The organism is Streptomyces sp. NPDC051104, from assembly GCF_040682835.1.
Classification (GTDB): domain Bacteria; phylum Actinomycetota; class Actinomycetes; order Streptomycetales; family Streptomycetaceae; genus Streptomyces; species Streptomyces cynarae.
Genome location: NZ_JBFBBS010000025.1, coordinates 17,594 through 41,267, shown reverse-complemented (window position 1 = coordinate 41,267; position 23,674 = coordinate 17,594). Strand labels below are relative to the sequence as shown.

Sequence of the window (23,674 nt, the reverse complement as noted above, 5' to 3'; positions counted from 1 at the left end):
CTGTGATCTCCCGAATCGATCTGCGCGGCGACGCCCTCCCGGAGGGTCCGGCCCTGCGCGACCTGCTGCCCCGAGCCGACTTCGACGTTTCGGCCGCACTGGAGAAGGTGCGTCCGATCTGCGAAGCCGTGCATCATCGTGGCGACGCGGCGCTGATCGACTTCGCCGAGAAGTTCGACGGAGTGCGTCTCACGTCGGTCCGGGTCCCGGCCCAGGCCCTGAAGGACGCGCTGGAGCAGATCGACCCGGCCGTGCGCGCGGCCCTGGAGGAGTCCATCCGCCGCGCCCGTCTCGTCCACCGCGAGCAGCGCCGCAGCACGCACACCACGCAGGTGGTGCCCGGGGGCACGGTGACCGAGAAGTGGGTGCCGGTGGACCGCGTGGGCCTGTACGCGCCCGGCGGCCGGTCCGTCTACCCGTCGTCCGTGATCATGAACGTGGTCCCGGCCCAGGAGGCCGGTGTCGGGTCGATCGCCCTGGCCTCTCCGGCCCAGGCCGAGTTCGACGGCCTGCCGCACCCGACGATCCTCGCCGCCTGCGCTCTGCTCGGCGTCGACGAGGTGTACGCGGCCGGCGGCGCCACCGCCGTCGCGATGTTCGCGTACGGCACCGAGTCCTGCCCGCCCGCGAACATGGTCACCGGCCCCGGCAACATCTGGGTCGCCGCCGCCAAGCGCTACTTCACCGGCAGGATCGGCATCGACACCGAGGCCGGCCCCACAGAGATCGCGATCCTCGCGGACTCCACCGCCGACCCGGTGCACGTGGCCTCCGACCTGATCAGCCAGGCCGAGCACGACCCGCTGGCGGCCGCCGTCCTCGTCACCGACTCCGTCGAGCTCGCGGACGCCGTGGAGAAGGAGCTCGAGCCGCAGGTCGCCGCCTCCCGGCACATCGAGGACCGGATCCGCCCGGCGCTGGCCGGCAAGCAGTCCGCCGTCGTGCTGGTCGACGGCATCGACGAGGGCCTGCGCGTCGTCGACGCGTACGGCGCCGAGCACCTGGAGATCCAGACCGCCGACGCCGCCGCGGTCGCGGACCGCGTCAGGAACGCGGGCGCGATCTTCGTCGGCCCCTGGGCGCCGGTCTCCCTCGGCGACTACGCGGCCGGCTCCAACCATGTGCTGCCGACCGGAGGCTGCGCCTGCCACTCCTCCGGCCTGTCCGTCCAGTCCTTCCTGCGCGGCATCCACATCGTCGACTACACGCGGGACGCGCTGGCCGAGGTCGCGCACCACGTGGTGACGCTGGCGGACGCCGAGGACCTGCCCGCGCACGGCGCGGCGATCAAGGCAAGGTTCGGTTGGAAGGTGCCTGAGAGCAAGTGAGCTTCGGAATCGACGATCTTCCCGTCCGGGACGAGCTGCGCGGCAAGACCCCCTACGGCGCTCCCCAGCTCGACGTGCCCGTACGGCTGAACACCAACGAGAACCCGTACCCGCTGCCCGAGCCGCTGGTCGAACGGATCACCGAGCGCGTACGCGAGGCCGCCCGCGGCCTGAACCGCTACCCGGACCGGGACGCGGTCGAACTGCGCACGAAGCTGGCCGAGTACCTGACGAAGACCGGCGGGTACGAAGTCGGCCTCGAGAACGTGTGGGCGGCCAACGGCTCCAACGAGGTCATCCAGCAGCTGCTGCAGACCTTCGGCGGGCCCGGCCGCACCGCGATCGGCTTCGAGCCGTCGTACTCGATGCACGCGCTCATCTCGCGCGGCACGGGCACCGGCTGGATCTCGGGTCCGCGCAACGAGGACTTCACGATCGACCTCGCCACCGCCGAGAAGGCGATCGCCGAGCACCGGCCGGACGTCGTCTTCATCACCACCCCCAACAACCCCACCGGCAACGCGGTCCCGCCCGAGACGGTCCTCGCCCTGTACGAGGCCGCGCAGGCGGCCAAGCCCTCCATGGTGATCGTGGACGAGGCGTACATCGAGTTCAGCCACGGCTCCTCGCTGCTGCCGCTGCTCGAAGGTCGGCCGAATCTCGTCGTCTCGCGCACCATGTCGAAGGCGTTCGGCGCCGCCGGCCTGCGCCTCGGCTACCTCGCCGCGCATCCGGCGGTCGTGGACGCCGTCCAGCTCGTCCGGCTGCCGTACCACCTGTCGGCGATCACGCAGGCGACCGCCCTGGCCGCCCTGGAGCACACCGATACGCTGCTGAAGTACGTCGAGCAGCTGAAGTCGGAGCGGGACCGGCTGGTCGCCGAGCTGCGCGCGATCGGCTACGACGTCACCGAGTCGGACGCCAACTTCGTGCAGTTCGGGCGCTTCCCCGACGCGCACGAAGCCTGGCGGAGGATCCTGGAGCGGGGCGTCCTGGTCCGGGACAACGGCGTACCGGGGTGGCTGAGGGTCACCGCCGGGACCCCGGAGGAGAACGACGCGTTCCTCGACGCGGTACGTGAACTGCAGTGTCTTGTGGGGGAAACCCCCACGCCCCCGAAGGAGCAGAGCGCATGAGCCGCGTTGGGCGCGTGGAGCGCACCACCAAGGAGACCTCGGTCCTCGTCGAGATCGACCTCGACGGCACCGGCAAGACCGACATCGCCACCGGCGTCGGCTTCTACGACCACATGCTCGACCAGCTCGGCCGGCACGGTCTGTTCGACCTGACCGTGAAGACCGACGGCGATCTGCACATCGACTCGCACCACACCATCGAGGACACCGCCCTCGCGCTCGGCGCCGCCTTCAAGCACGCGCTCGGCGACAAGGTGGGGATCTACCGCTTCGGCAACTGCACGGTCCCGCTCGACGAGTCCCTCGCCCAGGTCACCGTCGACCTCTCCGGCCGTCCGTACCTCGTGCACACCGAGCCCGAGAACATGGCGCCGATGATCGGCGAGTACGACACCACGATGACCCGGCACATCCTGGAGTCCTTCGTCGCCCAGGCCCAGATAGCGCTGCACGTGCACGTGCCCTACGGGCGCAACGCCCACCACATCGTGGAGTGCCAGTTCAAGGCGCTGGCGAGGGCCCTGCGCTACGCCAGCGAGCGCGACCCGCGCGCGGCCGGCATCCTCCCGTCCACGAAGGGCGCGCTGTAGGCCATGAACGGCACCTCGACCGCACTGATCGTCGTCGGCCTGTTCCTCGTCGGCGGGATCATCTCCTTCGTCAAGCAGAAGATGCCCACGAGCCTGATCGTGCTGCTGTCGATCGCCGCGGCACTGTGTCTCGTCGCGGGCGTCATGCGTCTGGAGGTGTGGAATTGAGCATCCCGAGCACGTCCCAGAAGACGTCGAAGACCTCCAAGAAGGTCGTCGTCTTCGACTACGGCTTCGGCAACGTCCGCTCCGCCGAGCGCGCCCTCGCCCGCGCGGGCGCCGACGTGGAGATCACCCGCGACTTCGACCGCGCCATGAACGCCGACGGCCTGCTGGTGCCGGGCGTCGGCGCCTTCGCCGCCTGCATGCAGGGGCTGAAGGAGGCGCGCGGCGACTGGATCATCGACCGCCGCCTGGCCGGCGGGCGCCCCGTGATGGGCATCTGCGTCGGCATGCAGATCCTGTTCGGCCTCGGCATCGAGCACGGCGTCGAGACCGAGGGCCTCGCCGAGTGGCCCGGCCGGGTCGAGCAGCTCCAGGCGGACGTCGTGCCCCACATGGGCTGGAACACCGTCGAGGCACCGGCCGGCTCCGAGCTGTTCGCCGGGCTGGACGCGGACGCGCGCTTCTACTTCGTGCACTCCTACGCCGTCCACGACTGGCAGCTTCAGACGCACAACCCGGCGATGAGCGCCCCCAAGGTGACCTGGTCGACACACGGCAAGCCGTTCGTGGCGGCCGTGGAGAACGGCTCCCTGTGGGCCACACAGTTCCACCCCGAGAAGTCCGGCGACGCCGGAGCGCAGCTGCTCACCAACTGGATCGGAACCCTGTAGAGACATGGCCAAGCTCGAACTCCTCCCCGCCGTCGACGTCCGCGACGGCCAGGCGGTCCGCCTCGTGCACGGCGAGTCCGGCACGGAGACCTCCTACGGCTCCCCTCTGGAGGCCGCCCTCGCCTGGCAGCGGGCGGGCGCCGAGTGGCTGCACCTGGTCGACCTGGACGCCGCGTTCGGCACCGGCGACAACCGTGCGCTGATCGCCGAGGTCACCGATCGCCTGAAGGACATGCACATCAAGGTGGAGCTGTCCGGAGGCATCCGCGACGACGCCACCCTGGCCGCCGCCCTGGCCACCGGCTGCACGCGCGTGAACCTCGGCACGGCCGCCCTGGAGACCCCCGAGTGGGTCGCCAAGGTCATCGCCGAGCACGGCGACAAGATCGCGGTGGGCCTGGACGTCCGCGGCACCACGCTGCGCGGCCGCGGCTGGACCCGCGACGGCGGTGACCTCTACGAGACGCTGGAGCGCCTCAACAAGGAGGGCTGCGCGCGGTACGTCGTCACCGACATCGCCAAGGACGGCACGCTGCAGGGCCCGAACCTCCAGCTGCTGCGCAACGTCTGCGCGGCGACCGACCGCCCGGTGGTCGCCTCCGGCGGCGTGTCCTCGCTGGACGACCTGCGGGCGATCGCCGACCTGGTCCCTGTGGGGGTTGAGGGCGCGATCGTCGGGAAGGCCCTGTACGCGAAGGCGTTCACCCTGGAAGAGGCCTTGGAGGCTGTGTCGTCATGACCGAAGCCGTACGGCGAGTGCAGAACGGAAGTCCCTGGGAAGAGTCCTTCGGTTTCGCGCGCGCCGTCGCGGCGGGCGACCGCGTCCTGGTGGGCGGCACGACGTCCTTCAAGGGCAGCGTGCTGTACGGGGAGGGCGACCCGTACGAGCAGGCGAAGGTGGCGTTCACCGGCGCGCTGGAGGCGATCGCCGAGTTGGGACTCGGGCCCGAGTCGGTGATCCGGACCCGGATGTTCCTGACTCATCCGCGGGACGTCGACGAGGTGGGCCGGGCCCACAAGGAGCTGTTCGACCGGGTGCGCCCGGTGACGACCCTGCTGGTGGTGGAGGGCTTCGTCGACCCGCGCATCCTGGTCGAAGTGGAACTTGAAGCCTTCAGAGGCTAGAAGCAGCAAGAGGAGCCGTGGATTCATGACCCTGGCGGTCCGAGTCATCCCCTGCCTGGACGTGGACAACGGCCGGGTCGTCAAGGGCGTCAACTTCCAGAACCTGCGCGACGCGGGCGACCCCGTCGAGATGGCGAAGGTGTACGACGCCGAGGGCGCCGACGAGCTGACGTTCCTGGACATCACCGCCTCCTCGGGCAACCGGGAGACGACGTACGACGTGGTGCGCCGCACCGCCGAGCAGGTGTTCATCCCGCTCACGGTCGGCGGCGGGGTCCGTACGGCCGAGGACGTGGACAGGCTGCTGCGGGCGGGCGCCGACAAGGTGGGCGTCAACACGGCCGCCATCGCCCGGCCGGACCTGATCCGGGAGATCGCGGAGCGCTTCGGCCGCCAGGTCCTGGTGCTCTCGGTGGACGCGCGCCGCACCGACTCGGGCTCCTTCGAGGTGACGACCCACGGCGGCCGCCGCGGCACCGGCATCGACGCGATCGAGTGGGCGCACCGGGCGGCGGAGCTGGGCGCGGGCGAGATCCTGCTGAACTCGATGGACGCGGACGGCACGAAGGACGGCTACGACCTGGAGATGATCGCGGCCGTCCGCAAGCACGTCACGGTCCCTGTGATCGCCTCCGGCGGCGCGGGCGCACTGGCCCACTTCCCCCCGGCCGTCGCGGCGGGCGCGGACGCGGTCCTGGCGGCGTCGGTCTTCCACTTCGGCGACCTGCGGATCGGAGAGGTGAAGCAGACGCTGCGGGAGGCGGGACATCCCGTGCGGTGACGCCGCGCTGGGCTCGGGCCCCGGTCGCCGTGGGGTGGCCGGGGCCTCCTCATGAGCGGATACGAAACGAAAGTTGCGCAAAATCTGTTGTGCAACTTTCCTTTCGTATCTACGGTGATGGGCATGGCAAGCAAGGAGAACCGTCGGATCAACGACCTGGGCACGCTGAAGGCGCTCGCGCATCCCTTGCGGATGAAGCTCTTCCGGGCGCTGTACGTCGAGCGCGTGGCCACCGCCTCACAGCTCGCGGAGGTGGTCGACGAGGCCGTGTCACTGGTCAGCTACCACCTGCGCAAGCTCGCCGAACACGGCCTCATCGAGGAGGCCGAGCCGCAGAGCGCGGACGGACGCGAACGCTGGTGGCGGGCCGCGTCGGACGGCATCAGCATCCATGAAGAGGACTTCAGGGACGCCCCGGAGAAGGTGGCCGCCCACACCGCCGCCTCCCGGCTCTTCTACGAGCAGCGCAGCGAGCTCTACTTCCGCCACCTGGACGAACGTCCCCACTGGAGTCCGGAGTGGAACGGCGCTGCCATCGACTCCGAGTACCTGCCGCGGATGACGGCCGCCGAACTGGCCGAACTCTCCCGCGACCTGGACGCCCTGATCAGGAAGCACAACGAACAGGCGCGCGCCCGCGCGACCGCCGGCGAGACCGAAGGGCGCGAGAACGTCGCGCTCCACGTGTACGGATTCCCCTTCCGTCCCTGAGAGAGGCCACTGCCTTGAGCACTGCGCCCGCGTTACCCACCAGCCGAGACGCCACCGAGCGTCCCGCCCATCGCGACGGCAACGTCCTGCGCTGGCTCGCCGCCTACACGTCGTCCATGGTCGGCGACAGCGTCTACTACATCGCTCTGTCGTGGGCGGCTGTCCAGGAAGGGACGCCGTCGCAGGCCGGAGTCGTCATGGCGGTGAGCGCGCTGCCGAGGGCCCTGCTGATGCTGGGCGGGGGAGTGGTCGCCGACCGTTTCGGGCCCCGGAACGTCGTCATCGGCAGTGACGCCGTGCGCTGCGCCGCCGTGCTCGCGGTGGCGGGCCTGCTGTTCGTCACCACCCCCGGCCTGTGGCCGCTCGCCCTGCTGGCCTTGGTTTTCGGCACCGTGGACGCGGTGTTCATGCCCGCAGTGGGCGCTCTTCCAGCCCGCTTGACCGAGCGGAGGCAGCTTGCCCGGGTGCACGGTATGCGAGGTCTCGCCAACCGATTGGCGTACGTCGCGGGCGCCCCGCTCGGTGGCCTCGGGGTGGCGGTCGGCGGCGAGGCGGCCGCCTTCGGGCTCGCCGGGCTGCTGATCGCCGTGTCGGTGCCCTTGCTGGTCTCCGTACGAATACGGGAGCTGCCACCGGACGGCGCCCCCGGCGCCGATGACGCGACTGCCTGGCGTGACCTTCGCGCGGGTCTGCGTTACATCCGTCGCCACCGCGTCCTCGGCCCGCTGATGCTCGCCATCGCCCTCGGCGACCTCGGCTTCGTCGGACCGCTCAACGTGGGCCTGACCCTGCTGGCCGACGAGCGCGGCTGGGGCGCCTCCGGTCTGGGCTGGGTGGCGGCCGGTTTCGGGACCGGCGCCGGAGCCGCCTCGCTGCTGCTGGCCGTGCGCGGGCGGCTGCCCCACGCGGGACACGTGACCGCGTACGCGGCCTTCGCGGGATCCGTGGCGATCGGTGCCCTCGCCTACGTGCCGACTGCCGTGGCGGCTGTGGGGGTGGCCCTGCTCATCGGCCTCCTCGCCGGACTCAGCGGCGCCATGTGCGGCGCCCTGCTGCAGACCCAGGCCGCCCCCGCCTACCTGGGCCGCGTCACCGCGGTCTCCAGCCTGGTCGGCCTCGGCCTCGCCCCGCTCAGCATGCCGCTGTCCGCCGCCGCCATCGGCGCCTGGGGCACCGGCCCCGTTTTCGTCGTCAGCGCGGCGGTCTGCGGGCTGGCCGGGGTCGTCGTCCTGGGCGCCCGCGACCTGCGCCAGGCCGAACTTCCCCGCTGAGCCGCTCCCTCAGATCCCCAGCTGCTTCGTCTCCCGCACCTGAGTGATCGCCTCCTTCTCGCCGTCCAGCTCCACGTCCGCCACCCGCTGCCGGCCCAGCGCGAACATCAGCAGTTCCGAGGGCTCGCCGGTGACCGTCACCACCGGGGTGCCCCGGTGGGCGACCGCCGTCTGGCCGTTCGGGCGGCGCAGGACCAGGCCCGTCGGGGCGCCGCGACCGGTCAGGCGGGCCGTGCGCTCCAGGCGGGACCACAGGGCGTCCTGGAAGACCGGGTCCAGTTCGCGCGGCGTCCAGTCGGGCTGCGCCCTGCGCACGTCCTCCGTGTGGACGTAGAACTCGACCGTGTTGGCCGCCTCGTCGATCTGCTTCAGGGAGAAGGGCGAGAAGCGCGGCGGGCCGGTACGGATCAGCTGGATCAGCTCCTCGTACGGCTTCGCGGTGTACTGCTCCATCACCTTCTCCAGGCGCGGCGCGAGCTGCTTGATCAGCGCGCCCCCGGCGGCGTCCGGACGGCGTTCGCGCACCACGAGGTGGGCGGCGAGGTCGCGGGTCTTCCAGCCCTCGCACAGCGTGGGCGCGTCGGGGCCCGTGGCCTCCAACAGGTCCGCGAGGAGGAGTCGTTCACGCTTGGCATGGGTCGACATGCAGTCAGCGTACGACCGGGGGACCGGTCCGCCCAGCGGACGGTGACCGGGCATGTCGGTGCGGCGCGGCACAATGGTCCGCATGACCAGCACGCCTTCGCCCAGCAGGCCCAGCGGCCTGGACCCCGAGATCGCCGCGCGCCTCAAGCGCAGCGCCGACGGGCTGCTCCCCGCCATCGCCCAGCAGTACGACACCGGTGAGGTGCTCATGCTCGGCTGGATGGACGACGAGGCGCTGCACCGCACCCTCACCACCGGCCGCTGCACCTACTGGTCGCGCAGCCGCCAGGAGTACTGGGTCAAGGGCGACACCTCAGGCCATGTGCAGCACGTGAAGTCGGTCGCGCTCGACTGCGACGCCGACACCGTGCTGGTCAAGGTCGACCAGTTGGGCGCCGCCTGCCACACCGGCGACCGGACCTGCTTCGACGCCGACGTGCTGCTCAAGGACGCCGCCTCCTCCCCGGCGTCCGCGGATCAGTAAGGTCGGCCGCCATGGACCTCGAGACGTTCCGCAAGCTGGCCACCGACCGCCGCGTCATCCCGGTCACGCGCAAGCTCCTCGCCGACGGCGACACCCCGGTCGCGCTCTACCGCAAACTCGCCGCCGAGCGCCCCGGCACCTTCCTGCTGGAGTCCGCGGAGAACGGCCGGTCGTGGTCCCGCTACTCCTTCGTCGGTGTCCGCTCGGCCGGAACCCTGACCGAGCGCAACGGCCGGGCCCACTGGCTCGGCACCCCGCCCGTCGGCGTCCCCACGGACGGCGACCCGCTGGCCGCCCTGCGGGCCACCATCGAGGCCCTGCACACACCCCGCGACCTCGCCCACGACCTGGGCCTGCCGCCCTTCACCGGCGGCATGGTCGGCTATCTGGGGTACGACATCGTGCGCCGCCTGGAGAAGATCGGCCCCGGCGAGCGCGACGACCTGGAGCTGCCCGAGCTGACCATGCTCCTGACCAGCGACCTCGCGGTCATGGACCACTGGGAGGGCTCGGTCCTGCTGATCGCCAACGCGATCAACCACAACGACCTCGACACGGGCGTCGACGAGGCCTACGCGGACGCGGTGGCCCGCCTCGACGCCATGGAGGCCGACCTGTCCCGCGCGGTCGCCCAGCCCCCGGCCGTCCTGCCGCCCTCCGAACTGCCCGAGTACACCGCCCGGTGGGGCGGCGAGGACTTCCGGGACGCGGTCGAGGACATCAAGGAGCGCATCCGCGCGGGCGAGGCCTTCCAGGTCGTCCCCTCGCAGCGCTTCGAGACGCCGTGCACCGCGAGCGCGCTGGACGTCTACCGGGTGCTCAGGGCCACCAACCCCTCGCCGTACATGTACCTGTTCCGGTTCCCCTGCGGGGACGGAGATGCGTTCGATGTCGTCGGGTCGTCCCCGGAGGCGCTGGTGAAGGTCGAGGACGGCCGGGCCATGGTCCACCCCATCGCCGGCACCCGGCACCGCGGCGCCACCCCGCAGGAGGACCAGGCCCTCGCCGAGGAGCTGCTCGCCGACCCCAAGGAGCGCGCCGAGCACCTGATGCTCGTCGACCTGGGCCGCAACGACCTCGGCCGGGTGTGCGAACCCGGCTCGGTGGAGGTCGTCGACTTCATGTCGATCGAGCGGTACTCCCACGTGATGCACATCGTCTCGACGGTCACCGGACGGGTCGCGGCCGGGCGCACGGCCTTCGACGTGCTCACCGCCTGCTTCCCGGCGGGCACCCTCTCCGGTGCGCCGAAGCCGCGCGCGATGCAGATCATCGACGAGCTCGAGCCGTCCCGGCGCGGGCTGTACGGCGGCTGCGTCGGCTACCTCGACTTCGCGGGCGACGCCGACACCGCCATCGCCATCCGTACGGCCCTGCTGCGCGACGGCACGGCGTACGTGCAGGCCGGAGCCGGCATCGTCGCCGACTCCGACCCGGTGGCGGAGGACAACGAGTGCCGCAACAAGGCGGCCGCCGTCCTCCGCGCGGTGCACACGGCCAACAGGCTCACGTCGCCGTGAGGGTCAGCCCGTGAACGCCGCCGTGCCGTTCGGGACACCGAGGCCCGAGGGCCCGTCGTACCCGGTGGTGCCGGTGCACAGGTACGAGCCGGAGCAGCTGCCGTTGGAGCCGCTGGTGACGTCGTACAGCGCCGACGGGTGTGCGTAGGGGAAGGACGCCGGAGAGGAGCCGGAGGACGGGGCGCCCGCCAGCGCGTACGTCGCCGCGATCAGCGGCGAGGAGGCGCTGGTGCCGCCGAAGACCATCCAGCCGGTGGCCGAGCGGTAGCTGTCGTAGACCGCGACGCCGGTGTTCGGGTCGGCGACCGCAGAGACGTCGGCGACGGTGCGGTTCGCGCACCCGCCATCGCTCTGCCAGGCCGGCTTGGCGTCGTACTTCGAGCAGCCGGAGCCCGCCCCGCTCCACACCGTGTCGGTCCAGCCGCGCGAGTTGGACGCGGTGTTCAGTGACGTACCGCCCACCGCCGTCACGTACTTGGACGCGGCCGGGTACTCGACGCCGTAGCCGTTGTCACCGGAGGAGACCGTGATGGCGACGCCCGGGTGGTTGAAGTACGAGGAGTCGTACGTCGCGTCGCTGGAGGACTCGCTGCCGCCGTAGCTGTTGCTGACGAACTTCGCGCCCAGCCTGACCGCGGTGTTCACGGCCGTGCCGAGGTTCGTCATGCTCGCCGAGCTCGCCTCCACCAGGAGGATCTTGCAGTTGGGACAGGCCGCGCTGACCATGTCGAGGTCGAGGGAGATCTCCTCCGCCCAGCCGGAGTCGCCACGCGGATAGCTCGTGCCGCCGTTCTGGTCGACCTTCTTGAAGCAGCTGTTCGCCGTGGTGCAGGCGGACAGGCCGTACTGCGAGCGGTAGACGGCGAGATCGGCCTCCGCGTTCGGGTCGTCGTACGCGTCGACGATCGCCACCGTCTGGCCCGAACCGCTGGTCGACGAGGGCACTTTGTAGGCCGCCTGCAGCGAGGCGGGGCCGTAGCCGGCGGGGGTGGCCGCGGCCGTCAGATCGCTCTCCGCGTGTGCGGACCTGGGGGTGCCCGCGGTGACCTTGAGAGCGTTGCAGGCCATGACGTTCTTCTGCGTCGGGGCCGCGCACGAGCGCGCGACGGTGACGCCGTGTGCCGTGGATGTCGTGGACGCGGCCTGGCCGACGGGAGCGGCCAGGGCGAGGGCGGCGGTGGCCAGTGCGGCCACGGCGCCGGCGGAAACGGTTCTGCGCAACGTACGTCCTCCATGAGTGGGTGAACCGGAGAGACATGTGGGGGGTGCGCCGTACAGCCGCCGACGTGGGTGCGCGCGACGGCCGCGCAGAACCTATGAATGTCCTGGGCACGTCAACAAGAAGAACGTTGAAGCTGTGACTTCCCTTTGCCTTGGATGGGGAGTGCATGGCCTGTCGCTGGGATGACCAAGGGAGAACGATGGTGCGGTCATGGGTTGACGGACCCCGGATGACGGTTCTTCCGGGGTTCAGGCGATAGTGGAGTACGTGACTGCCGTACCTCACCCCCGTTCCGAGGCCGCCGCACCCCTCCGGCCAGCCCGGCGCAGCCTCGCCGTCGCCCTGCTGTGCGGGGCGGCCGGCGCTGCCGTGGCGCTGCTCTCCACCCGGCAGAGCTGGTCGGCGGGAACCGTGGCGGTGGCCGGCGGCGACTACTCGCTGACCGCCAAGGGCAGCGACGTCACGGGCGTCCCCGCGGCCCTCGCCATAGTGGGCCTCGCCGCACTCGTCGCCGTCTTCGCCGTCCGCAGCACCGGGCGCCTCCTCGTCTCCCTGCTGCTCGCGCTCTCCGGCGCCGGCACCATCGCCGCCGCGCTGCTGGGCGCCTCCGACAGCTCGGCGCTCGACGAGAAGGCGGCACAGGCGGCCGGTGACGCCTCCGCGACCGCGACCGCGCTCACGCACTCCGCGTGGCCGTACGTCGCGGCCGTCGGCGGCGCGCTGCTCCTCCTCGCCGGACTGCTCGCCCTGCGCTACGGCCGGCTGTGGCCCGCGATGTCCGGCCGCTACGAGCGCGACGGCACGCCCCGTCCGCGCCGGACGAAGCCCGTCGACCCCGACCGCCCCGAGGACCTGTGGAAGGCCCTCGACCGGGGCGAGGACCCCACCGGCGCCTGAACCGCCGCGACACCCGCCGAGTGAGCCGAACGGGCGCCCCACAGGCGCACCGAGCCCCGAATCGGGCAGCGCGACCCCGGGCTCACCTCGTACGCACGGGTGCGGGACAATGGGTGCCGAGCTTCGACTCACCCACGCACATAGAGCCAACAAGGAGCAAGTCATGGCGGGCAGCAGCCACGGTCACACCCCGGCCGCCTGGACCGGTGTCATCATCGCCTTCATCGGTTTCTGCGTCTCGGGCACCTTCACCGTGATGGCCCAGCCGGTCGGCTTCTGGGCGGGCATCGTGATCTGCCTCCTCGGCGGCGTCGTCGGCGGCATCATGCGCCAGATGGGTCTCGGCCAGCCGAAGACGCAGGCGCACTCGGCGCACCAGCCCGCGGAGGCGACGGAGCACTGAAGCCTCCCCCGGCTGCGGACGACAGGCGGCCCCGCACGGTGCGTACGGGAGCCGCCTCTCGCGTACCCGCGCACCCGCGGCGGCGGGCGGGCAGAATGCGTGGGGTGAACGCCGAATCCCCCAGCGTGACCCCGCACCGCGGCGGCACCGGCGGCGCAGCCGCGCTCCGTCGCATCGCGGTGCCGGCCGGGGTCCTCGCCGCCGTCGCCGGGGCCTTCGCCTACGTCGGAGCGGTGGACCCGAACCGACCCGGCCACTATCCGGTCTGTCCGCTGCTGCGCTACACCGGCCTGTACTGCCCCGGCTGCGGCGGACTGCGCAGCGCACACGCATTCGTGCACGGGGACGTCCTGACGGCGCTGCACGACAACGCTCTCGCCGTCACCGGCTTTCCGGTCTTCGCCGTGGTGTGGGCCGTGTGGGCGGTCCGCGCGGTACGGGGACGAGCGCTGCGGATCGACCTCACGCCGGTGCAGTTGTGGACCCTGGGCGCCCTGGTACTGGCCTTCACCGTTGTCCGGAACCTGCCGTTCGGCGGCTGGCTGCACCCATGATCAATCTGTGAATGTCCAGGTAATGGGACCGGCCTCCACCGGATGTGAGCCTTGGGCCGTGCTCCGGATACCATCGCAGTGACCATCGGTTTCGCCCGCCGAGGCGGCCCCGGTGGATCGGGGGCCCGACCCGGTGGGACCTCACCCCATCGTCAACCGTCAGGAAGGGGGCCGCTCGCGTGAGTGTGCTCGACGAGATCATCGACGGAGTCCGTGCCGACCTCGCGGAGCGGCAGGCACGCGTCAGCCTCGACGAGCTCAAGGAGCGCGCGGCGAAGGCTCCCGCGGCCAAGGACGGCGTCGCCGCCCTGCGCGGTGACGGGGTCAAGGTGATCTGCGAGGTCAAGCGGTCCAGCCCGTCCAAGGGCGCGCTCGCCGCGATCGCCGACCCTGCGGGACTCGCCGCGGACTACGAGGCGGGCGGGGCGGCCGTCATCTCCGTCCTGACCGAGCAGCGCCGCTTCGGCGGCTCGCTGGCCGATCTGGAGGCCGTCCGGGCCCGGGTCGACATCCCGGTGCTGCGCAAGGACTTCATCGTCACCTCCTACCAGCTGTGGGAGGCCCGGGCGTACGGCGCCGACCTCGCGCTGCTGATCGTCGCCGCCCTCGACCAGCCGGCCCTGGAGTCGCTGATCGAGCGCGCGGTCTCCATCGGGCTCACCCCGCTCGTCGAGGTGCACGACGAGGACGAGGTCGAGCGGGCGGTGGACGCCGGAGCGAAGGTCATCGGCGTCAACGCGCGCAACCTCAAGACCCTCGAGGTGGACCGCACCACGTTCGAGCGGGTCGCCCCCGAGATCCCCAACAGGATCGTCAAGGTCGCCGAGTCGGGGGTCCGCGGACCGCACGACCTGATCGCGTACGCCAACGACGGAGCCGACGCCGTACTCGTCGGGGAGTCCCTGGTGACCGGGCGCGACCCGAAGACGGCCGTCGCCGACCTGGTGGCGGCGGGCGCACATCCGGCACTGCGCCACGGGCGGGGCTGACGTCCCGGTAGGGTGAGCGCCGATGACTGTTCCGACCACCGTGACGACCAGGGACCCGTACGCCCGCCTGGCCCGCGGATGCCGCCCCCGCGGCTGCCGCGCGCCCGCACGCCGGGTGCACGGGCGCCGGGTGCGGTATGTCATCGGTGACGAGCCGGGGCAGGTCAACGGCATGCGATGGCAGCGCCCGGTGAGGGGCGCGGGGCAGTGCCCGAACATGCGGCTCCGCCGCGTCGGCGCGATCAGCCACAGGCGGCCCGAGGCCGACTGATCAGCCCCGCCCCCACGGCGATTGGTATCCACAACTCACCGTGAGGTTTCCGCATGCCCAGCGAGTTCTTCATCCCCGACCCGGAAGGCCGGGTCCCCAGCGCCGAGGGCTACTTCGGCGCGTTCGGCGGCAAGTTCATCCCGGAGGCCCTCGTCGCCGCCGTGGACGAGGTGGCCGTCGAGTACGAGAAGGCCAAGGCCGACCCCGAGTTCGCCCGCGAACTCGACGACCTGCTCGTGAATTACACCGGCCGGCCCAGCGCCCTCACCGAGGTGCCGCGGTTCGCCCAGCACGCCGGCGGCGCCCGGGTGTTCCTCAAGCGCGAGGACCTCAACCACACCGGCTCGCACAAGATCAACAACGTTCTCGGGCAGGCCCTCCTCACCAGGAGGATGGGCAAGACGCGGGTCATCGCGGAGACCGGCGCCGGCCAGCACGGCGTCGCCACCGCCACCGCCTGCGCCCTGTTCGGGCTCGAGTGCACCATCTACATGGGCGAGATCGACACCAGGCGGCAGGCCCTCAACGTCGCCCGCATGCGCATGCTCGGCGCCGAGGTCATCGCCGTGAAGTCCGGCTCCCGCACCCTCAAGGACGCCATCAACGAGGCGTTCCGCGACTGGGTCGCCAACGTGGACCACACCCACTACCTCTTCGGCACCGTCGCAGGCCCCCACCCCTTCCCGGCCATGGTGCGCGACTTCCACCGTGTGATCGGCGTGGAGGCACGGCGGCAGCTCCTCGAGCGCGCCGGGCGCCTGCCGGACGCCGCCATCGCCTGCGTGGGCGGCGGTTCGAACGCCATCGGCCTCTTCCACGCCTTCATCCCCGACGAGGGCGTACGCCTCATCGGCTGCGAGCCCGCCGGACACGGCGTCGAGACCGGCGAGCACGCCGCCACCCTCACCGCCGGCGAGCCCGGCATCCTGCACGGCTCCCGGTCCTACGTCCTGCAGGACGACGAGGGCCAGATCACCGAGCCCTACTCGATCTCCGCGGGCCTCGACTACCCGGGCATCGGCCCCGAGCACTCCTACCTCAAGGACAGCGGCCGCGGCGAGTACCGGGCCGTCACCGACGACGCCGCCATGCAGGCCCTGCGCCTGCTGTCCCGCACCGAGGGCATCATCCCGGCCATCGAGAGCGCCCACGCCCTCGCCGGTGCCCTGGAGGTGGGCAGGGAGCTCGGCGAGGACGGGCTGATCGTCGTCAACCTTTCCGGGCGCGGCGACAAGGACATGGACACCGCCGCCCGGTACTTCGGCCTGTACGACACCGACGCGTCCGTCGCCGCGGACGCCGACACCGACGCCGCGGAGATCGAGGGGGACGCCCAGTGAGCGGGAACATTCGACTGCTGTCGGACACCCTCGCCGCCGCCGAGGCGGAGGGCCGTTCCGCGCTCATCGCCTATCTGCCGGCCGGCTTCCCGACGGTCGACGGCGGCATCGCCGCGATCAGGGCGGTTCTGGAGGGCGGCGCCGACGTCGTCGAGGTGGGCCTGCCGCACAGCGACCCCGTCCTCGACGGCCCCGTCATCCAGACCGCCGACGACATCGCGCTGCGCGGCGGCGTGAAGATCGCCGACGTGATGCGCACGGTCCGCGAGGCCTTCGAGGCCACCGGCAAGCCCATCCTCGTGATGACGTACTGGAACCCGATCGACCGCTACGGCGTCGAACGCTTCACCGCCGAACTGGCCGAGGCGGGCGGCGCGGGCTGCATCCTGCCGGACCTGCCCGTGCAGGAGTCGGCCCTGTGGCGGGAGCACGCCGAGAAGCACGGACTCGCCACGGTCTTCGTGGTCGCGCCCAGCAGCAAGGACGCACGGCTCGCCGAGATCACCGCGGCGGGTTCCGGGTTCGTCTACGCGGCCTCGCTCATGGGCGTCACCGGCACCCGCGAGACGGTCGGCGCGCAGGCGCAGGACCTGGTCCGGCGTACCCGCGCCACCACCGACCTGCCGGTCTGCGTCGGCCTCGGCGTCTCCAACGCGGCCCAGGCCGCCGAGGTGGCCGGCTTCGCGGACGGCGTGATCGTCGGTTCGGCGTTCGTGAAGCGGATGCTGGACGCGCCCGACGAGGCGGCGGCCCTCGAGGCGGTACGCACGCTGGCGGGCGAGCTGGCGGAGGGCGTCCGCGGCAACGTGTGAGCCGAGGGCGGCAAACCGCTCACTCGAACGAGTGGACCTGAGGCCGGGGAGGCGCGCTGCGCCTCCCCGGTTCGTTCTGCCCGATGTGAGCGAGAAGAACCGTGAAGGAAAGCGCAACGCCCGCGAGCGGCTGGCGGTCGAGCGACAGAAGCAGAAGGCGGCGGACAAGCGCCGCCGCGCGCTGATCGTGGGCGCCTCGGTCGTGTGTGTCCTGGCGCTGGCGACGGTGGTGGGCGTCCTGGCGGCGAACGCCGGCAAGAGCGGCAAGAGCGGCGCCTCCGGCCCGGCCATCGCACCCTCCGGGGCGACGGGCAAGGGCGCCCTCGCGATCCCCGTCGGCAAGGACTCCGCCAAGTCGACCCTCACGGTGTGGGAGGACTTCCGCTGCCCGGCCTGCCAGGCCTTCGAGACCGCTTACCGCCCGACGATCCACCAGCTGGTCGACGCCGGACAGCTCAGAGTCGAGTACCACCTGGTCACGCTCATCGACGGAAACCTCGGCGGCCGCGGCTCCCGCTCCGCGGCCAACGCGGCGGCGTGCGCGCAGGACGCCGGAAAGTTCTCGAGTTACCACGACGTGCTGTACGACAACCAGCCCAAGGAAACGCAGGACACGTACGCGGACAACGCCAAGCTGATCGAGCTGTCCGGCAAGGTCGGCGGCCTCGACAGCCCGGCCTTCCAGAAGTGCGTCAAGGACGGCACGCACGACAGCTGGGTGGTGAAGTCGAACGAAGCGTTCCAGAGCGCCCGCTTCTCCGGCACGCCGACGGTGCTCCTCGGCGGAAAGAACCTCTTCGAGGACCGCACGATGACACCGGCCAAGCTGAAGCAGATGGTGGAGGCCGCCGGCAAGTCCTGAGGCCGTGGGCCCCCGCGATGCCCCCGGCGTCCGATAGGCCGGGGGGGTCGTACGTTATGGACCCGTAGCCGGGTGGGTTGCCACGCTGCGTGTCCGGCAGGGTAGCGTCGTTCCTGCCATGGAACTTGCCTACATTCCCAGCCCCTCGCGCGGAGTGCTGTACCTCGGCCCCATTCCGCTGCGCGGCTACGCGTTCTGCATCATCATCGGTGTCTTCGTAGCCGTGTGGCTCGGCAACAAACGCTGGATCGCCCGGGGCGGCCGGGCGGGCACGGTGGCCGACATCGCGGTCTGGGCCGTGCCGTTCGGCCTGGTCGGTGGGCGGCTCTACCACGTGATCACGGACTACGAGCTGTACTTCAGCGAGGGCCGTGACTGGGTGGACGCCTTCAAGGTCTGGCAGGGCGGGCTCGGTATCTGGGGCGCGATCGCGCTCGGCGCGGTCGGCGCGTGGATCGGCTGCCGTCGCCGGGGCATCACGCTCCCTTCGTACGCCGACGCCGTCGCACCCGGGATCGCCTTCGCGCAGGCGATCGGACGCTGGGGCAACTGGTTCAACCAGGAGCTGTACGGGCGGCCGACGGATCTGCCGTGGGCGCTGCACATCACCTCCTCCACGGACGGGCGGGTGCCGGGGTACTACCACCCGACGTTCCTGTACGAGTCGCTGTGGTGCATCGGGGTCGGATTCCTGGTGATCTGGGCGGACCGCCGCTTCAAGCTGGGGCACGGGCGGGCGTTCGCCTTGTACGTGGCCGCGTACTGCGTGGGCCGCGGCTGGATCGAGTACATGCGGGTCGACGACGCGCACCACATCCTGGGCCTCAGGCTGAACGACTGGACCGCGATGCTGGTGTTCCTGCTGGCCGTGACGTACATGGTGGTGTCGTCGCGGGTCAGGCCGGGCCGGGAGGCAGTGGTCGAGCCGGATGCCGCCGGCAGCGAGGCCGAGGGGGACGCCGACTCCGGGGAGCCGGAGAAGAAGGGTGAGCCCGAGCCGGAGAAGAAGGGCGAGCCCGAGCCGGAGGACGAGAAGCCGACGGTTGCGAAGGCCACGGGGCAGGCGGAGGCCAAGAGGACCGCGAAGACGTCGCAGGACGAGGCCGAGTCGGCCCAGAAGGGCTGAGGGACGTTCCTGCGTTGCCGGGGGCGCCGTATCGCTGGATACGGCGCCCCCGGCGCGTGTCCGGTCCTCAACGCCTTCGGCGGGCCAACGACAGGGTTCTGTACGCCTCTCTCACCACCGCCGTGTCGATGAAGCGGCCGTCGGGGAGGGCCTGGGCGCCCTGGTCCAGGGCGGCGGCCTTGAGGGTTTCCTCCGCGCGGGTGATCTCCTCCGGGGTAGGTGCGTAGGCGCGTTCGATGACCGGAAGCTGACGGGGATGGATCGCCGCCCGGCCCAGGTAGCCCAGACTGCGGCCGTGGGCGCAGGACGCCGCCAGGCCCTCCAGGTCTCGTGTGTCCGGATAGATCGACTGGGCCGGCGGCGGCAGCGCGGCGGCCCGGGCCGCCACCACCACCCGCGCCCGCGACCAGTCGAGCCCCGCGTCCTCCCGTACGCCGAGGTCGGCCCGGAGGTCCGACTCGCCCAGCGCGATGCCCCGCACGGCCGGATGCGCCGACGCGATCGCGAACGCGCTCTCCACCCCCAGGGCCGTCTCCAGAAGGGCGTGGAGGGGGACGACCGTGCCGTCCGCCCGGACGGCACGTCGCGCGGCCCGGACGACGTCCGAGGGCGACGTCACCTTCGGCAGGCGCAGCCCCGTGAGACCCGCGAGCGCCGTGAGCGCCGTGAGGTCCGCCTCGCCCCAGGGGCTGTCCAGCGCGTTCACCCGGACATGGACCGGCACCGGCGGGCGTTCCGCGAGCCGTTCCGCCGTCGCCGCCCGCGCGTACGCCTTGCGGTCCGGGGAGACCGCGTCCTCCAGGTCGACCAGCACCACGTCCGCTCCGGAGGTGAGCGCCTTGCCCACCACCTCCGGGCGGTCCCCGGGCGCGTACAGCAGGGTGAGAGGGGTCATAGCGCACCCTCCGCCTCGAGCGCGGCGATCTCGGGGGCCGTCAGACCCAGTTCGGTCAGGACCGCCCGCGTGTCCGCGCCGTGCGGACGGCCGGCCCAGCGGATCGCGCCGGGCGTGGCGGAGAGGCGGAACAGGACGTTCTGCATCCGGAGGCGGCCCAGCTCCGGGTCGTCCGGGATCGTGGTGAGCGTGCCGAGCGCCGCGTACTGCGGGTCGGTCATCACCTCCCGCACGTCCTGCACCGGCGCCACCGCGGCCTCCGCGTCCTCGAACGCCTTCAGCACCTCCGCGCGGGTGCGGCCGGCGATCCACCCGCCGACGGCCTCGTCCAGCACGTCCGCGTGCCGGGCCCGCTCCTCGCCCGTCGCGAACCACGGCTCGTCGATCAGCTCGGGGCGGCCGACCAGGCGCATCACCCGCTCGGCGACGGACGTGGCGGAGGCCGAGACGGCGACCCAGCCGCCGTCCGCGGTGCGGTAGGTGTTGCGCGGGGCGTTGTTGTGGGAGCGGTTGCCGGTGCGCCCCTGGACGTGGCCCAGCTGGTCGTACCAGATCGGCTGCGGACCGAGGACGGTGAGAATCGGTTCGATGATCGCCATGTCGACCACCTGGCCCGTCCCGGTGCGCTCGCGGGCCGCCAGGGCCGTCATCACCGCGTACGCCGTCGCCAGGGCCGCGATCGAGTCGGCCAGCCCGAACGGCGGGAGCGTCGGCGGCCCGTCCGGCTCCCCGGTGATCGCCGCGAACCCGCTCATCGCCTCCGCGAGCGTGCCGAAGCCGGGGCGGTGCGCGTACGGGCCGAACTGGCCGAACGCGGTCACCCGGGCGAGCACGAGACGGGGGTTCGCGGCGGACAGCTCGTCCCAGCCCAGGGCCCACCTCTCCAGGGTGCCCGGGCGGAAGTTCTCGACGATCACGTCGGCGGTCTCGGCGAGCCGCAGCAGTGTCGTACGGCCACCGGGCTTGGACAGGTCGAGTGTCATCGTGCGCTTGTTGCGGCCGAGCAGTTTCCACCACAGCCCCACGCCGTGCTTCGTCGGGCCGTGGCCGCGGGAGGGGTCGGGACGGGCCGGGTGCTCGACCTTGATGACCTCGGCGCCGAAGTCACCGAGCAGAGTGGCGGCGAGGGGACCGGCGAAGAGGGTCGCGAGGTCGAGGACGCGGAGGCCGGCGAGGGGTGCGGTCATGAGCGGTGGGCCTCCCGGTGGGTGAGGTGGGCAAGGGTGTCGAAGCCGACGCCGTTGAAGTCGCCGACGGACGTGGCGAGCCGGTTCTTGAGGGGGGTGGTCCAACGGTCGGGGAGCGCGGTGGGGTGTCCGGCCAGCAGTCCGGCGATGCTGCCGGCCGTCGCGCCGTTCGAATCGGTGTCCCACCCCCCGGACACCGCACGGCAGATGGATCCGGTGAAGTCGCCGTCGGCGTGGGTGAGGGCGGCGGCGATCAGGGCGGTGTTGGGGATGGCGTGGACCCAGTGGTAGCCGCGGTGGGCGGAGTGCAGTTCGTCGACCACCGCGTCGAAGTCGGGTGTGGATTCGGCCAGTCGGATCGCGTGGCGGACCGCGCGGGCGAGGCGGGAGGCGGCCGGGACGACGGTGAGACCGGTGCGCAGGCAGTGGTGGACGTCGTGGGCGCCGGTGGCCGCCTCGGCGATGGCGGCGGCGGTGAACATCGCCGCGTAGACGCCGTTCCCGGTGTGGGTGAGGGTGGCGTCGCGGTGGGCCTGTTCGGCCGCGGCGGCCGGGTCGCCGGGATTGGTCCAGCCGTGCACGTCGGCACGGATGAGGGCGCCGATCCATTCGCGGAAGGGGTTGCGGTGGCGGGCGGTGCGTGGGGGTTCGATGCCGGAGAGGAGGTTGCGGTAGGCGACGCGTTCGGCGGTGAAGGTGCGGGCGGCGGGGAGTTCGTCGAGCCACAGTCGGGCGACGTCGGTGGTGGTGAAGTGCTTGCCGTGGCGGCCGAGCAACAGCAGGTTGAGCAGGGGGTAGTTGAGGTCGTCGTCCTCGGGCATGCCGTCGATGTTCTCGGCGAGGGAGGTTTTCGCCGAGCGGCGGTTCCAGGGGTACGTTGCCGCTAGTTCCGCGGGGACTCCTCGGGCTGTGAACCAGGTGTTCAGAGGCCAGTTGCCGGTGACTTTCGCGAGTTGGCGGATGCCTTTCAGGGGGAGCTTTTCCACGGGTTTCCCGAGGAGGCAACCGGCTGCTCGGCCCAGCCAGGCGGCTTCGAAGTGCGCCTCGGTGGGGGTTGCTCGGGGGTTGGTCTCGCTTGCCCGCGCTTGCGGGGTGCCTTCCCCAGAGGGGGCACCCCCAGCGCCCGCCCTCCCCCAAGCTCTCGACTTCGCTCGAGCAGGGGGGACCCCCATCGCCCCAGCGGCACTGCCCGCAGGCTGGGTCGTACGACCGCCCGCAGGCTGGGTGGCGCGACCGCCCGCAGTTTCAGCCGGCCAGCTCCGGCACAGCGCCCTGATCCGGGCCAGGTCCGTCGGCTCGTGTTCCGCCAAGATGCTCGGCAGATCCGCCAGTTCGTCCAGCAAGTCCTTTGCCAGCAGGCGCAGGTACGGGGACGCCGGTACCGGTGACGCGCCGGCGGTCAGGGGCGCCGGCGGGCCGCCCGCCGCCCGCCATCTCGCCGCGATCGCCGACGGCTCCCGGCCGTCCTGTTCCGCCTGGCGGAGTTCATGGCCGAGGAGGTCCTCCGGCTGGACCCAGGTCAGTCGGAGCACCTCAGCCTCCCAGCGCGGCGAAGGCCGCCTCGTGCGACCGGCGGCGGCACACGTCCCGGGCGAAGATCTCCCGGGTGACCTCCGTGAGCGTCCGGGCCGGGGCGTGCAGGTCGAGGCGGCTCGCCTCCGCGACCGCCTTCGCCCAGTCGGACGGGACCTGTGAGCCCAGCGCGCCCGTGATCGCGCCCGCCATCGTGGCGATGGAGTCGCAGTCCCGGCCGTAGTTCACCGAGCCGAGCACCGCGTGACGGTGGTCCCCGCGCGCCACGACCACCATGCCGAGCGCCACCGGGAGTTCCTCGATCGCGTGCAGCCGGGACGGTCGGCGGGCGCCCAGGGACGGGGCGCGGTAGTCGGGGCCGACGGTGTCGTACGGCGCCACCGCCTCCCGCAGCGGCCGTAGGGCGGACTCGTAGTCGGAGTAACGGGAGGCCGTGTCGCAGGCCGTCTCGATCGCGGCGCGTGTCCCGTCCTTCGCCAGCGACAGGCACGCCGCCACGACCGAGTCCGGTGTCGCGCCCGGTGCGCAGGCCGCCGCCACCGCCGCCGCGAGCACCCCGGCCGCCTCCCTGCCGTACGAGGACTGGTGCGCGCCCGCCACGTCCAGGGCCTCGGCGTACGCGCCCTCGGGGTTGGCCGCGTTGACCAGGCCGACCGGCGCCATGTACATCGCGGCACCGCAGTTGACGATGTTGCCGACGCCCGCCTCCCGCGGGTCCGCATGGGCGTAGTGAAGCCGTGTCACGAGCCACTTCTCGGCCAGGAAGACGCGGTGCAGCGGGAGTGCCTCCGCCTCCAGCTCCGGGATCCAGCGCGGGTTCGTCATCAGGTCGGGGACCAGGTGCTCGGCGATCGTGTACGCGTCGAGGTGGTCCCGGACGACCGCGTACACCCGTACCAGCGCGTGCGTCATCAACGTGTCGTCGGTGACGTGGCCGTCCCCCTTGTGGTACGGGGCGACGGGGCGGGCCGTGCGCCAGGCTTCGCCGTGCCAGGGTCCGACGATCCCGTGCACCCGGCCGCCGTGCCGTTCGACGATCTGCTCGGGGGAGTGGCCCTCGACGGGACCGCCGAGGGCGTCGCCGACGGCTGCGCCGACCAGGGCGCCGGTGATGCGTTCGTCCAGAGGGACCGACTCGTCAGGAGTGGGCGTCATG

Annotated in this window: 27 protein-coding genes; 21 read left to right on the top strand and 6 right to left on the bottom strand. The window is 71.9% G+C overall.

The features are described 5' to 3' along the window. Positions 1 to 2: 2 nt before the first annotated feature. The 10 genes from hisD to AB0N14_RS27575 all read left to right on the top strand — a co-directional run bounded on the left by hisD (position 3) and on the right by AB0N14_RS27575 (position 7,778). Positions 3 to 1,328: a histidinol dehydrogenase gene (gene hisD, locus AB0N14_RS27620; protein ID WP_366028411.1), complete on the top strand. Its 1,326-nt coding sequence runs from the start codon at positions 3 to 5 to the stop codon at positions 1,326 to 1,328. Beyond that, entirely contained in the window at positions 1,325 to 2,464 is a 1,140-nt protein-coding gene (locus AB0N14_RS27615) for a histidinol-phosphate transaminase (RefSeq protein WP_366028410.1), read from the top strand. The genes hisD and AB0N14_RS27615 overlap by 4 nt, the downstream gene beginning before the upstream one ends. After that, on the top strand, positions 2,461 to 3,054 hold the full coding sequence (gene hisB / locus AB0N14_RS27610) for an imidazoleglycerol-phosphate dehydratase HisB (protein WP_366028409.1): 594 nt from the start codon (positions 2,461 to 2,463) through the stop codon (positions 3,052 to 3,054). The genes AB0N14_RS27615 and hisB overlap by 4 nt, the downstream gene beginning before the upstream one ends. A gap of 3 nt (positions 3,055 to 3,057) precedes the next feature. After that, complete coding sequence (locus AB0N14_RS27605; protein ID WP_366028408.1) at positions 3,058 to 3,222, top strand: hypothetical protein; 165 nt, start codon at positions 3,058 to 3,060, stop codon at positions 3,220 to 3,222. Positions 3,223 to 3,224: 2 nt separating this feature from the next. Then, positions 3,225 to 3,890 carry an imidazole glycerol phosphate synthase subunit HisH gene (gene hisH / locus AB0N14_RS27600; RefSeq protein ID WP_366028459.1) on the top strand — a complete coding sequence of 222 codons (666 nt, stop codon included), beginning with the start codon at positions 3,225 to 3,227 and terminating at the stop codon, positions 3,888 to 3,890. A 4-nt stretch (positions 3,891 to 3,894) separates the two neighbouring features. Beyond that, positions 3,895 to 4,629, top strand: a complete 735-nt coding sequence (gene priA, locus AB0N14_RS27595; RefSeq protein WP_366028407.1) for a bifunctional 1-(5-phosphoribosyl)-5-((5-phosphoribosylamino)methylideneamino)imidazole-4-carboxamide isomerase/phosphoribosylanthranilate isomerase PriA — start codon at positions 3,895 to 3,897, stop codon at positions 4,627 to 4,629. Continuing rightward, positions 4,626 to 5,015, top strand: a complete 390-nt coding sequence (locus AB0N14_RS27590; protein ID WP_366028406.1) for a RidA family protein — start codon at positions 4,626 to 4,628, stop codon at positions 5,013 to 5,015. Before priA ends, AB0N14_RS27590 begins: the two co-directional genes overlap by 4 nt. A 25-nt stretch (positions 5,016 to 5,040) precedes the next feature. Next, positions 5,041 to 5,796, top strand: a complete 756-nt coding sequence (gene hisF, locus AB0N14_RS27585) for an imidazole glycerol phosphate synthase subunit HisF (protein WP_366028405.1) — start codon at positions 5,041 to 5,043, stop codon at positions 5,794 to 5,796. Positions 5,797 to 5,919: 123 nt separating this feature from the next. After that, the gene (locus tag AB0N14_RS27580; RefSeq protein ID WP_366028404.1) at positions 5,920 to 6,507 is read left to right on the top strand and encodes a helix-turn-helix domain-containing protein; all 588 of its coding nucleotides are present in this window, start codon (positions 5,920 to 5,922) and stop codon (positions 6,505 to 6,507) included. A 14-nt stretch (positions 6,508 to 6,521) separates the two neighbouring features. Continuing rightward, positions 6,522 to 7,778, top strand: coding sequence for an MFS transporter (locus AB0N14_RS27575; RefSeq protein WP_366028403.1), 1,257 nt, complete (start codon positions 6,522 to 6,524; stop codon positions 7,776 to 7,778). Positions 7,779 to 7,787: 9 nt separating this feature from the next. Here the strand turns inward: AB0N14_RS27575 and AB0N14_RS27570 are convergent, their stop codons facing one another. After that, positions 7,788 to 8,423, bottom strand: coding sequence for a TIGR03085 family metal-binding protein (locus AB0N14_RS27570; protein ID WP_366028402.1), 636 nt, complete (start codon positions 8,421 to 8,423; stop codon positions 7,788 to 7,790). An 82-nt stretch (positions 8,424 to 8,505) separates the two neighbouring features. Here AB0N14_RS27570 and hisI point away from each other — a divergent pair, with 82 nt between their 5' ends. Next, a complete protein-coding gene (gene hisI / locus AB0N14_RS27565; RefSeq protein WP_366028401.1) occupies positions 8,506 to 8,907 on the top strand; it encodes a phosphoribosyl-AMP cyclohydrolase in 402 nt (133 codons plus the stop codon). A gap of 11 nt (positions 8,908 to 8,918) precedes the next feature. After that, entirely contained in the window at positions 8,919 to 10,427 is a 1,509-nt protein-coding gene (locus tag AB0N14_RS27560; RefSeq protein ID WP_366028400.1) for an anthranilate synthase component I, read from the top strand. Between the two features lie 3 nt (positions 10,428 to 10,430). On the opposite strand, the gene AB0N14_RS27555 is transcribed toward AB0N14_RS27560, so the two are convergent. Continuing rightward, positions 10,431 to 11,648: a S53 family peptidase gene (locus AB0N14_RS27555; RefSeq protein WP_366028399.1), complete on the bottom strand. Its 1,218-nt coding sequence runs from the start codon at positions 11,646 to 11,648 to the stop codon at positions 10,431 to 10,433. A gap of 259 nt (positions 11,649 to 11,907) precedes the next feature. On the opposite strand from AB0N14_RS27555, the gene AB0N14_RS27550 reads away from it, so the two are divergent. From AB0N14_RS27550 to lgt, 9 genes are all read left to right on the top strand, one after another. Continuing rightward, the gene (locus tag AB0N14_RS27550) at positions 11,908 to 12,546 is read left to right on the top strand and encodes a TIGR02234 family membrane protein (protein ID WP_366028398.1); all 639 of its coding nucleotides are present in this window, start codon (positions 11,908 to 11,910) and stop codon (positions 12,544 to 12,546) included. Positions 12,547 to 12,709: 163 nt separating this feature from the next. Continuing rightward, positions 12,710 to 12,949, top strand: a complete 240-nt coding sequence (locus AB0N14_RS27545) for an HGxxPAAW family protein (protein WP_366028397.1) — start codon at positions 12,710 to 12,712, stop codon at positions 12,947 to 12,949. Between the two features lie 95 nt (positions 12,950 to 13,044). After that, positions 13,045 to 13,503, top strand: a complete 459-nt coding sequence (locus tag AB0N14_RS27540) for a DUF2752 domain-containing protein (RefSeq protein WP_366028396.1) — start codon at positions 13,045 to 13,047, stop codon at positions 13,501 to 13,503. A gap of 179 nt (positions 13,504 to 13,682) precedes the next feature. Then, positions 13,683 to 14,492, top strand: a complete 810-nt coding sequence (gene trpC, locus AB0N14_RS27535) for an indole-3-glycerol phosphate synthase TrpC (RefSeq protein WP_366028395.1) — start codon at positions 13,683 to 13,685, stop codon at positions 14,490 to 14,492. Positions 14,493 to 14,514: 22 nt separating this feature from the next. Continuing rightward, on the top strand, positions 14,515 to 14,763 hold the full coding sequence (locus tag AB0N14_RS27530; protein WP_366028394.1) for a tryptophan synthase subunit(beta): 249 nt from the start codon (positions 14,515 to 14,517) through the stop codon (positions 14,761 to 14,763). A 53-nt stretch (positions 14,764 to 14,816) separates the two neighbouring features. After that, positions 14,817 to 16,103, top strand: coding sequence for a tryptophan synthase subunit beta (trpB, locus tag AB0N14_RS27525; protein WP_263229411.1), 1,287 nt, complete (start codon positions 14,817 to 14,819; stop codon positions 16,101 to 16,103). Next, positions 16,100 to 16,915 carry a tryptophan synthase subunit alpha gene (gene trpA / locus AB0N14_RS27520; protein ID WP_366028393.1) on the top strand — a complete coding sequence of 272 codons (816 nt, stop codon included), beginning with the start codon at positions 16,100 to 16,102 and terminating at the stop codon, positions 16,913 to 16,915. The genes trpB and trpA overlap by 4 nt, the downstream gene beginning before the upstream one ends. Positions 16,916 to 17,000: 85 nt before the next feature. Then, on the top strand, positions 17,001 to 17,777 hold the full coding sequence (locus tag AB0N14_RS27515; RefSeq protein ID WP_366028392.1) for a thioredoxin domain-containing protein: 777 nt from the start codon (positions 17,001 to 17,003) through the stop codon (positions 17,775 to 17,777). A 118-nt stretch (positions 17,778 to 17,895) separates the two neighbouring features. Next, positions 17,896 to 18,903: a prolipoprotein diacylglyceryl transferase gene (gene lgt / locus AB0N14_RS27510; protein WP_366028391.1), complete on the top strand. Its 1,008-nt coding sequence runs from the start codon at positions 17,896 to 17,898 to the stop codon at positions 18,901 to 18,903. Positions 18,904 to 18,970: 67 nt separating this feature from the next. On the opposite strand, the gene AB0N14_RS27505 is transcribed toward lgt, so the two are convergent. From AB0N14_RS27505 to AB0N14_RS27490, 4 genes are read right to left on the bottom strand one after another with little or no spacing between them, the layout of a single operon-like run. Further along, the gene (locus AB0N14_RS27505; protein ID WP_366028390.1) at positions 18,971 to 19,798 is read right to left on the bottom strand and encodes a CoA ester lyase; all 828 of its coding nucleotides are present in this window, start codon (positions 19,796 to 19,798) and stop codon (positions 18,971 to 18,973) included. Next, entirely contained in the window at positions 19,795 to 20,985 is a 1,191-nt protein-coding gene (locus AB0N14_RS27500) for a CoA transferase (RefSeq protein ID WP_366028388.1), read from the bottom strand. Before AB0N14_RS27500 ends, AB0N14_RS27505 begins: the two co-directional genes overlap by 4 nt. After that, positions 20,982 to 22,517, bottom strand: coding sequence for an ADP-ribosylglycohydrolase family protein (locus AB0N14_RS27495; protein ID WP_366028387.1), 1,536 nt, complete (start codon positions 22,515 to 22,517; stop codon positions 20,982 to 20,984). The genes AB0N14_RS27500 and AB0N14_RS27495 overlap by 4 nt, the downstream gene beginning before the upstream one ends. Before the next feature lies 1 nt (position 22,518). After that, a complete protein-coding gene (locus AB0N14_RS27490; protein ID WP_366028386.1) occupies positions 22,519 to 23,673 on the bottom strand; it encodes an ADP-ribosylglycohydrolase family protein in 1,155 nt (384 codons plus the stop codon). Position 23,674: the final 1 nt, after the last annotated feature.

Excerpts from the sequence above, each read along its gene's own strand:
- hisB (WP_366028409.1), top strand. The coding sequence starts at position 2,461 with ATGAGCCGCGTTGGGCGCGTGGAGCGCACCACCAAGGAGACCTCGGTC.
- AB0N14_RS27605 (WP_366028408.1), top strand. The coding sequence starts at position 3,058 with ATGAACGGCACCTCGACCGCACTGATCGTCGTCGGCCTGTTCCTCGTC.
- priA (WP_366028407.1), top strand. The coding sequence starts at position 3,895 with ATGGCCAAGCTCGAACTCCTCCCCGCCGTCGACGTCCGCGACGGCCAG.
- AB0N14_RS27590 (WP_366028406.1), top strand. The coding sequence starts at position 4,626 with ATGACCGAAGCCGTACGGCGAGTGCAGAACGGAAGTCCCTGGGAAGAG.
- hisF (WP_366028405.1), top strand. The coding sequence starts at position 5,041 with ATGACCCTGGCGGTCCGAGTCATCCCCTGCCTGGACGTGGACAACGGC.
- AB0N14_RS27580 (WP_366028404.1), top strand. The coding sequence starts at position 5,920 with ATGGCAAGCAAGGAGAACCGTCGGATCAACGACCTGGGCACGCTGAAG.
- AB0N14_RS27570 (WP_366028402.1), bottom strand. The coding sequence starts at position 8,423 with ATGTCGACCCATGCCAAGCGTGAACGACTCCTCCTCGCGGACCTGTTG.
- hisI (WP_366028401.1), top strand. The coding sequence starts at position 8,506 with ATGACCAGCACGCCTTCGCCCAGCAGGCCCAGCGGCCTGGACCCCGAG.
- AB0N14_RS27560 (WP_366028400.1), top strand. The coding sequence starts at position 8,919 with ATGGACCTCGAGACGTTCCGCAAGCTGGCCACCGACCGCCGCGTCATC.
- AB0N14_RS27545 (WP_366028397.1), top strand. The coding sequence starts at position 12,710 with ATGGCGGGCAGCAGCCACGGTCACACCCCGGCCGCCTGGACCGGTGTC.
- AB0N14_RS27540 (WP_366028396.1), top strand. The coding sequence starts at position 13,045 with ATGCGTGGGGTGAACGCCGAATCCCCCAGCGTGACCCCGCACCGCGGC.
- AB0N14_RS27530 (WP_366028394.1), top strand. The coding sequence starts at position 14,515 with ATGACTGTTCCGACCACCGTGACGACCAGGGACCCGTACGCCCGCCTG.
- trpB (WP_263229411.1), top strand. The coding sequence starts at position 14,817 with ATGCCCAGCGAGTTCTTCATCCCCGACCCGGAAGGCCGGGTCCCCAGC.
- lgt (WP_366028391.1), top strand. The coding sequence starts at position 17,896 with ATGGAACTTGCCTACATTCCCAGCCCCTCGCGCGGAGTGCTGTACCTC.
- AB0N14_RS27505 (WP_366028390.1), bottom strand. The coding sequence starts at position 19,798 with ATGACCCCTCTCACCCTGCTGTACGCGCCCGGGGACCGCCCGGAGGTG.
- AB0N14_RS27500 (WP_366028388.1), bottom strand. The coding sequence starts at position 20,985 with ATGACCGCACCCCTCGCCGGCCTCCGCGTCCTCGACCTCGCGACCCTC.
- AB0N14_RS27490 (WP_366028386.1), bottom strand. The coding sequence starts at position 23,673 with ATGACGCCCACTCCTGACGAGTCGGTCCCTCTGGACGAACGCATCACC.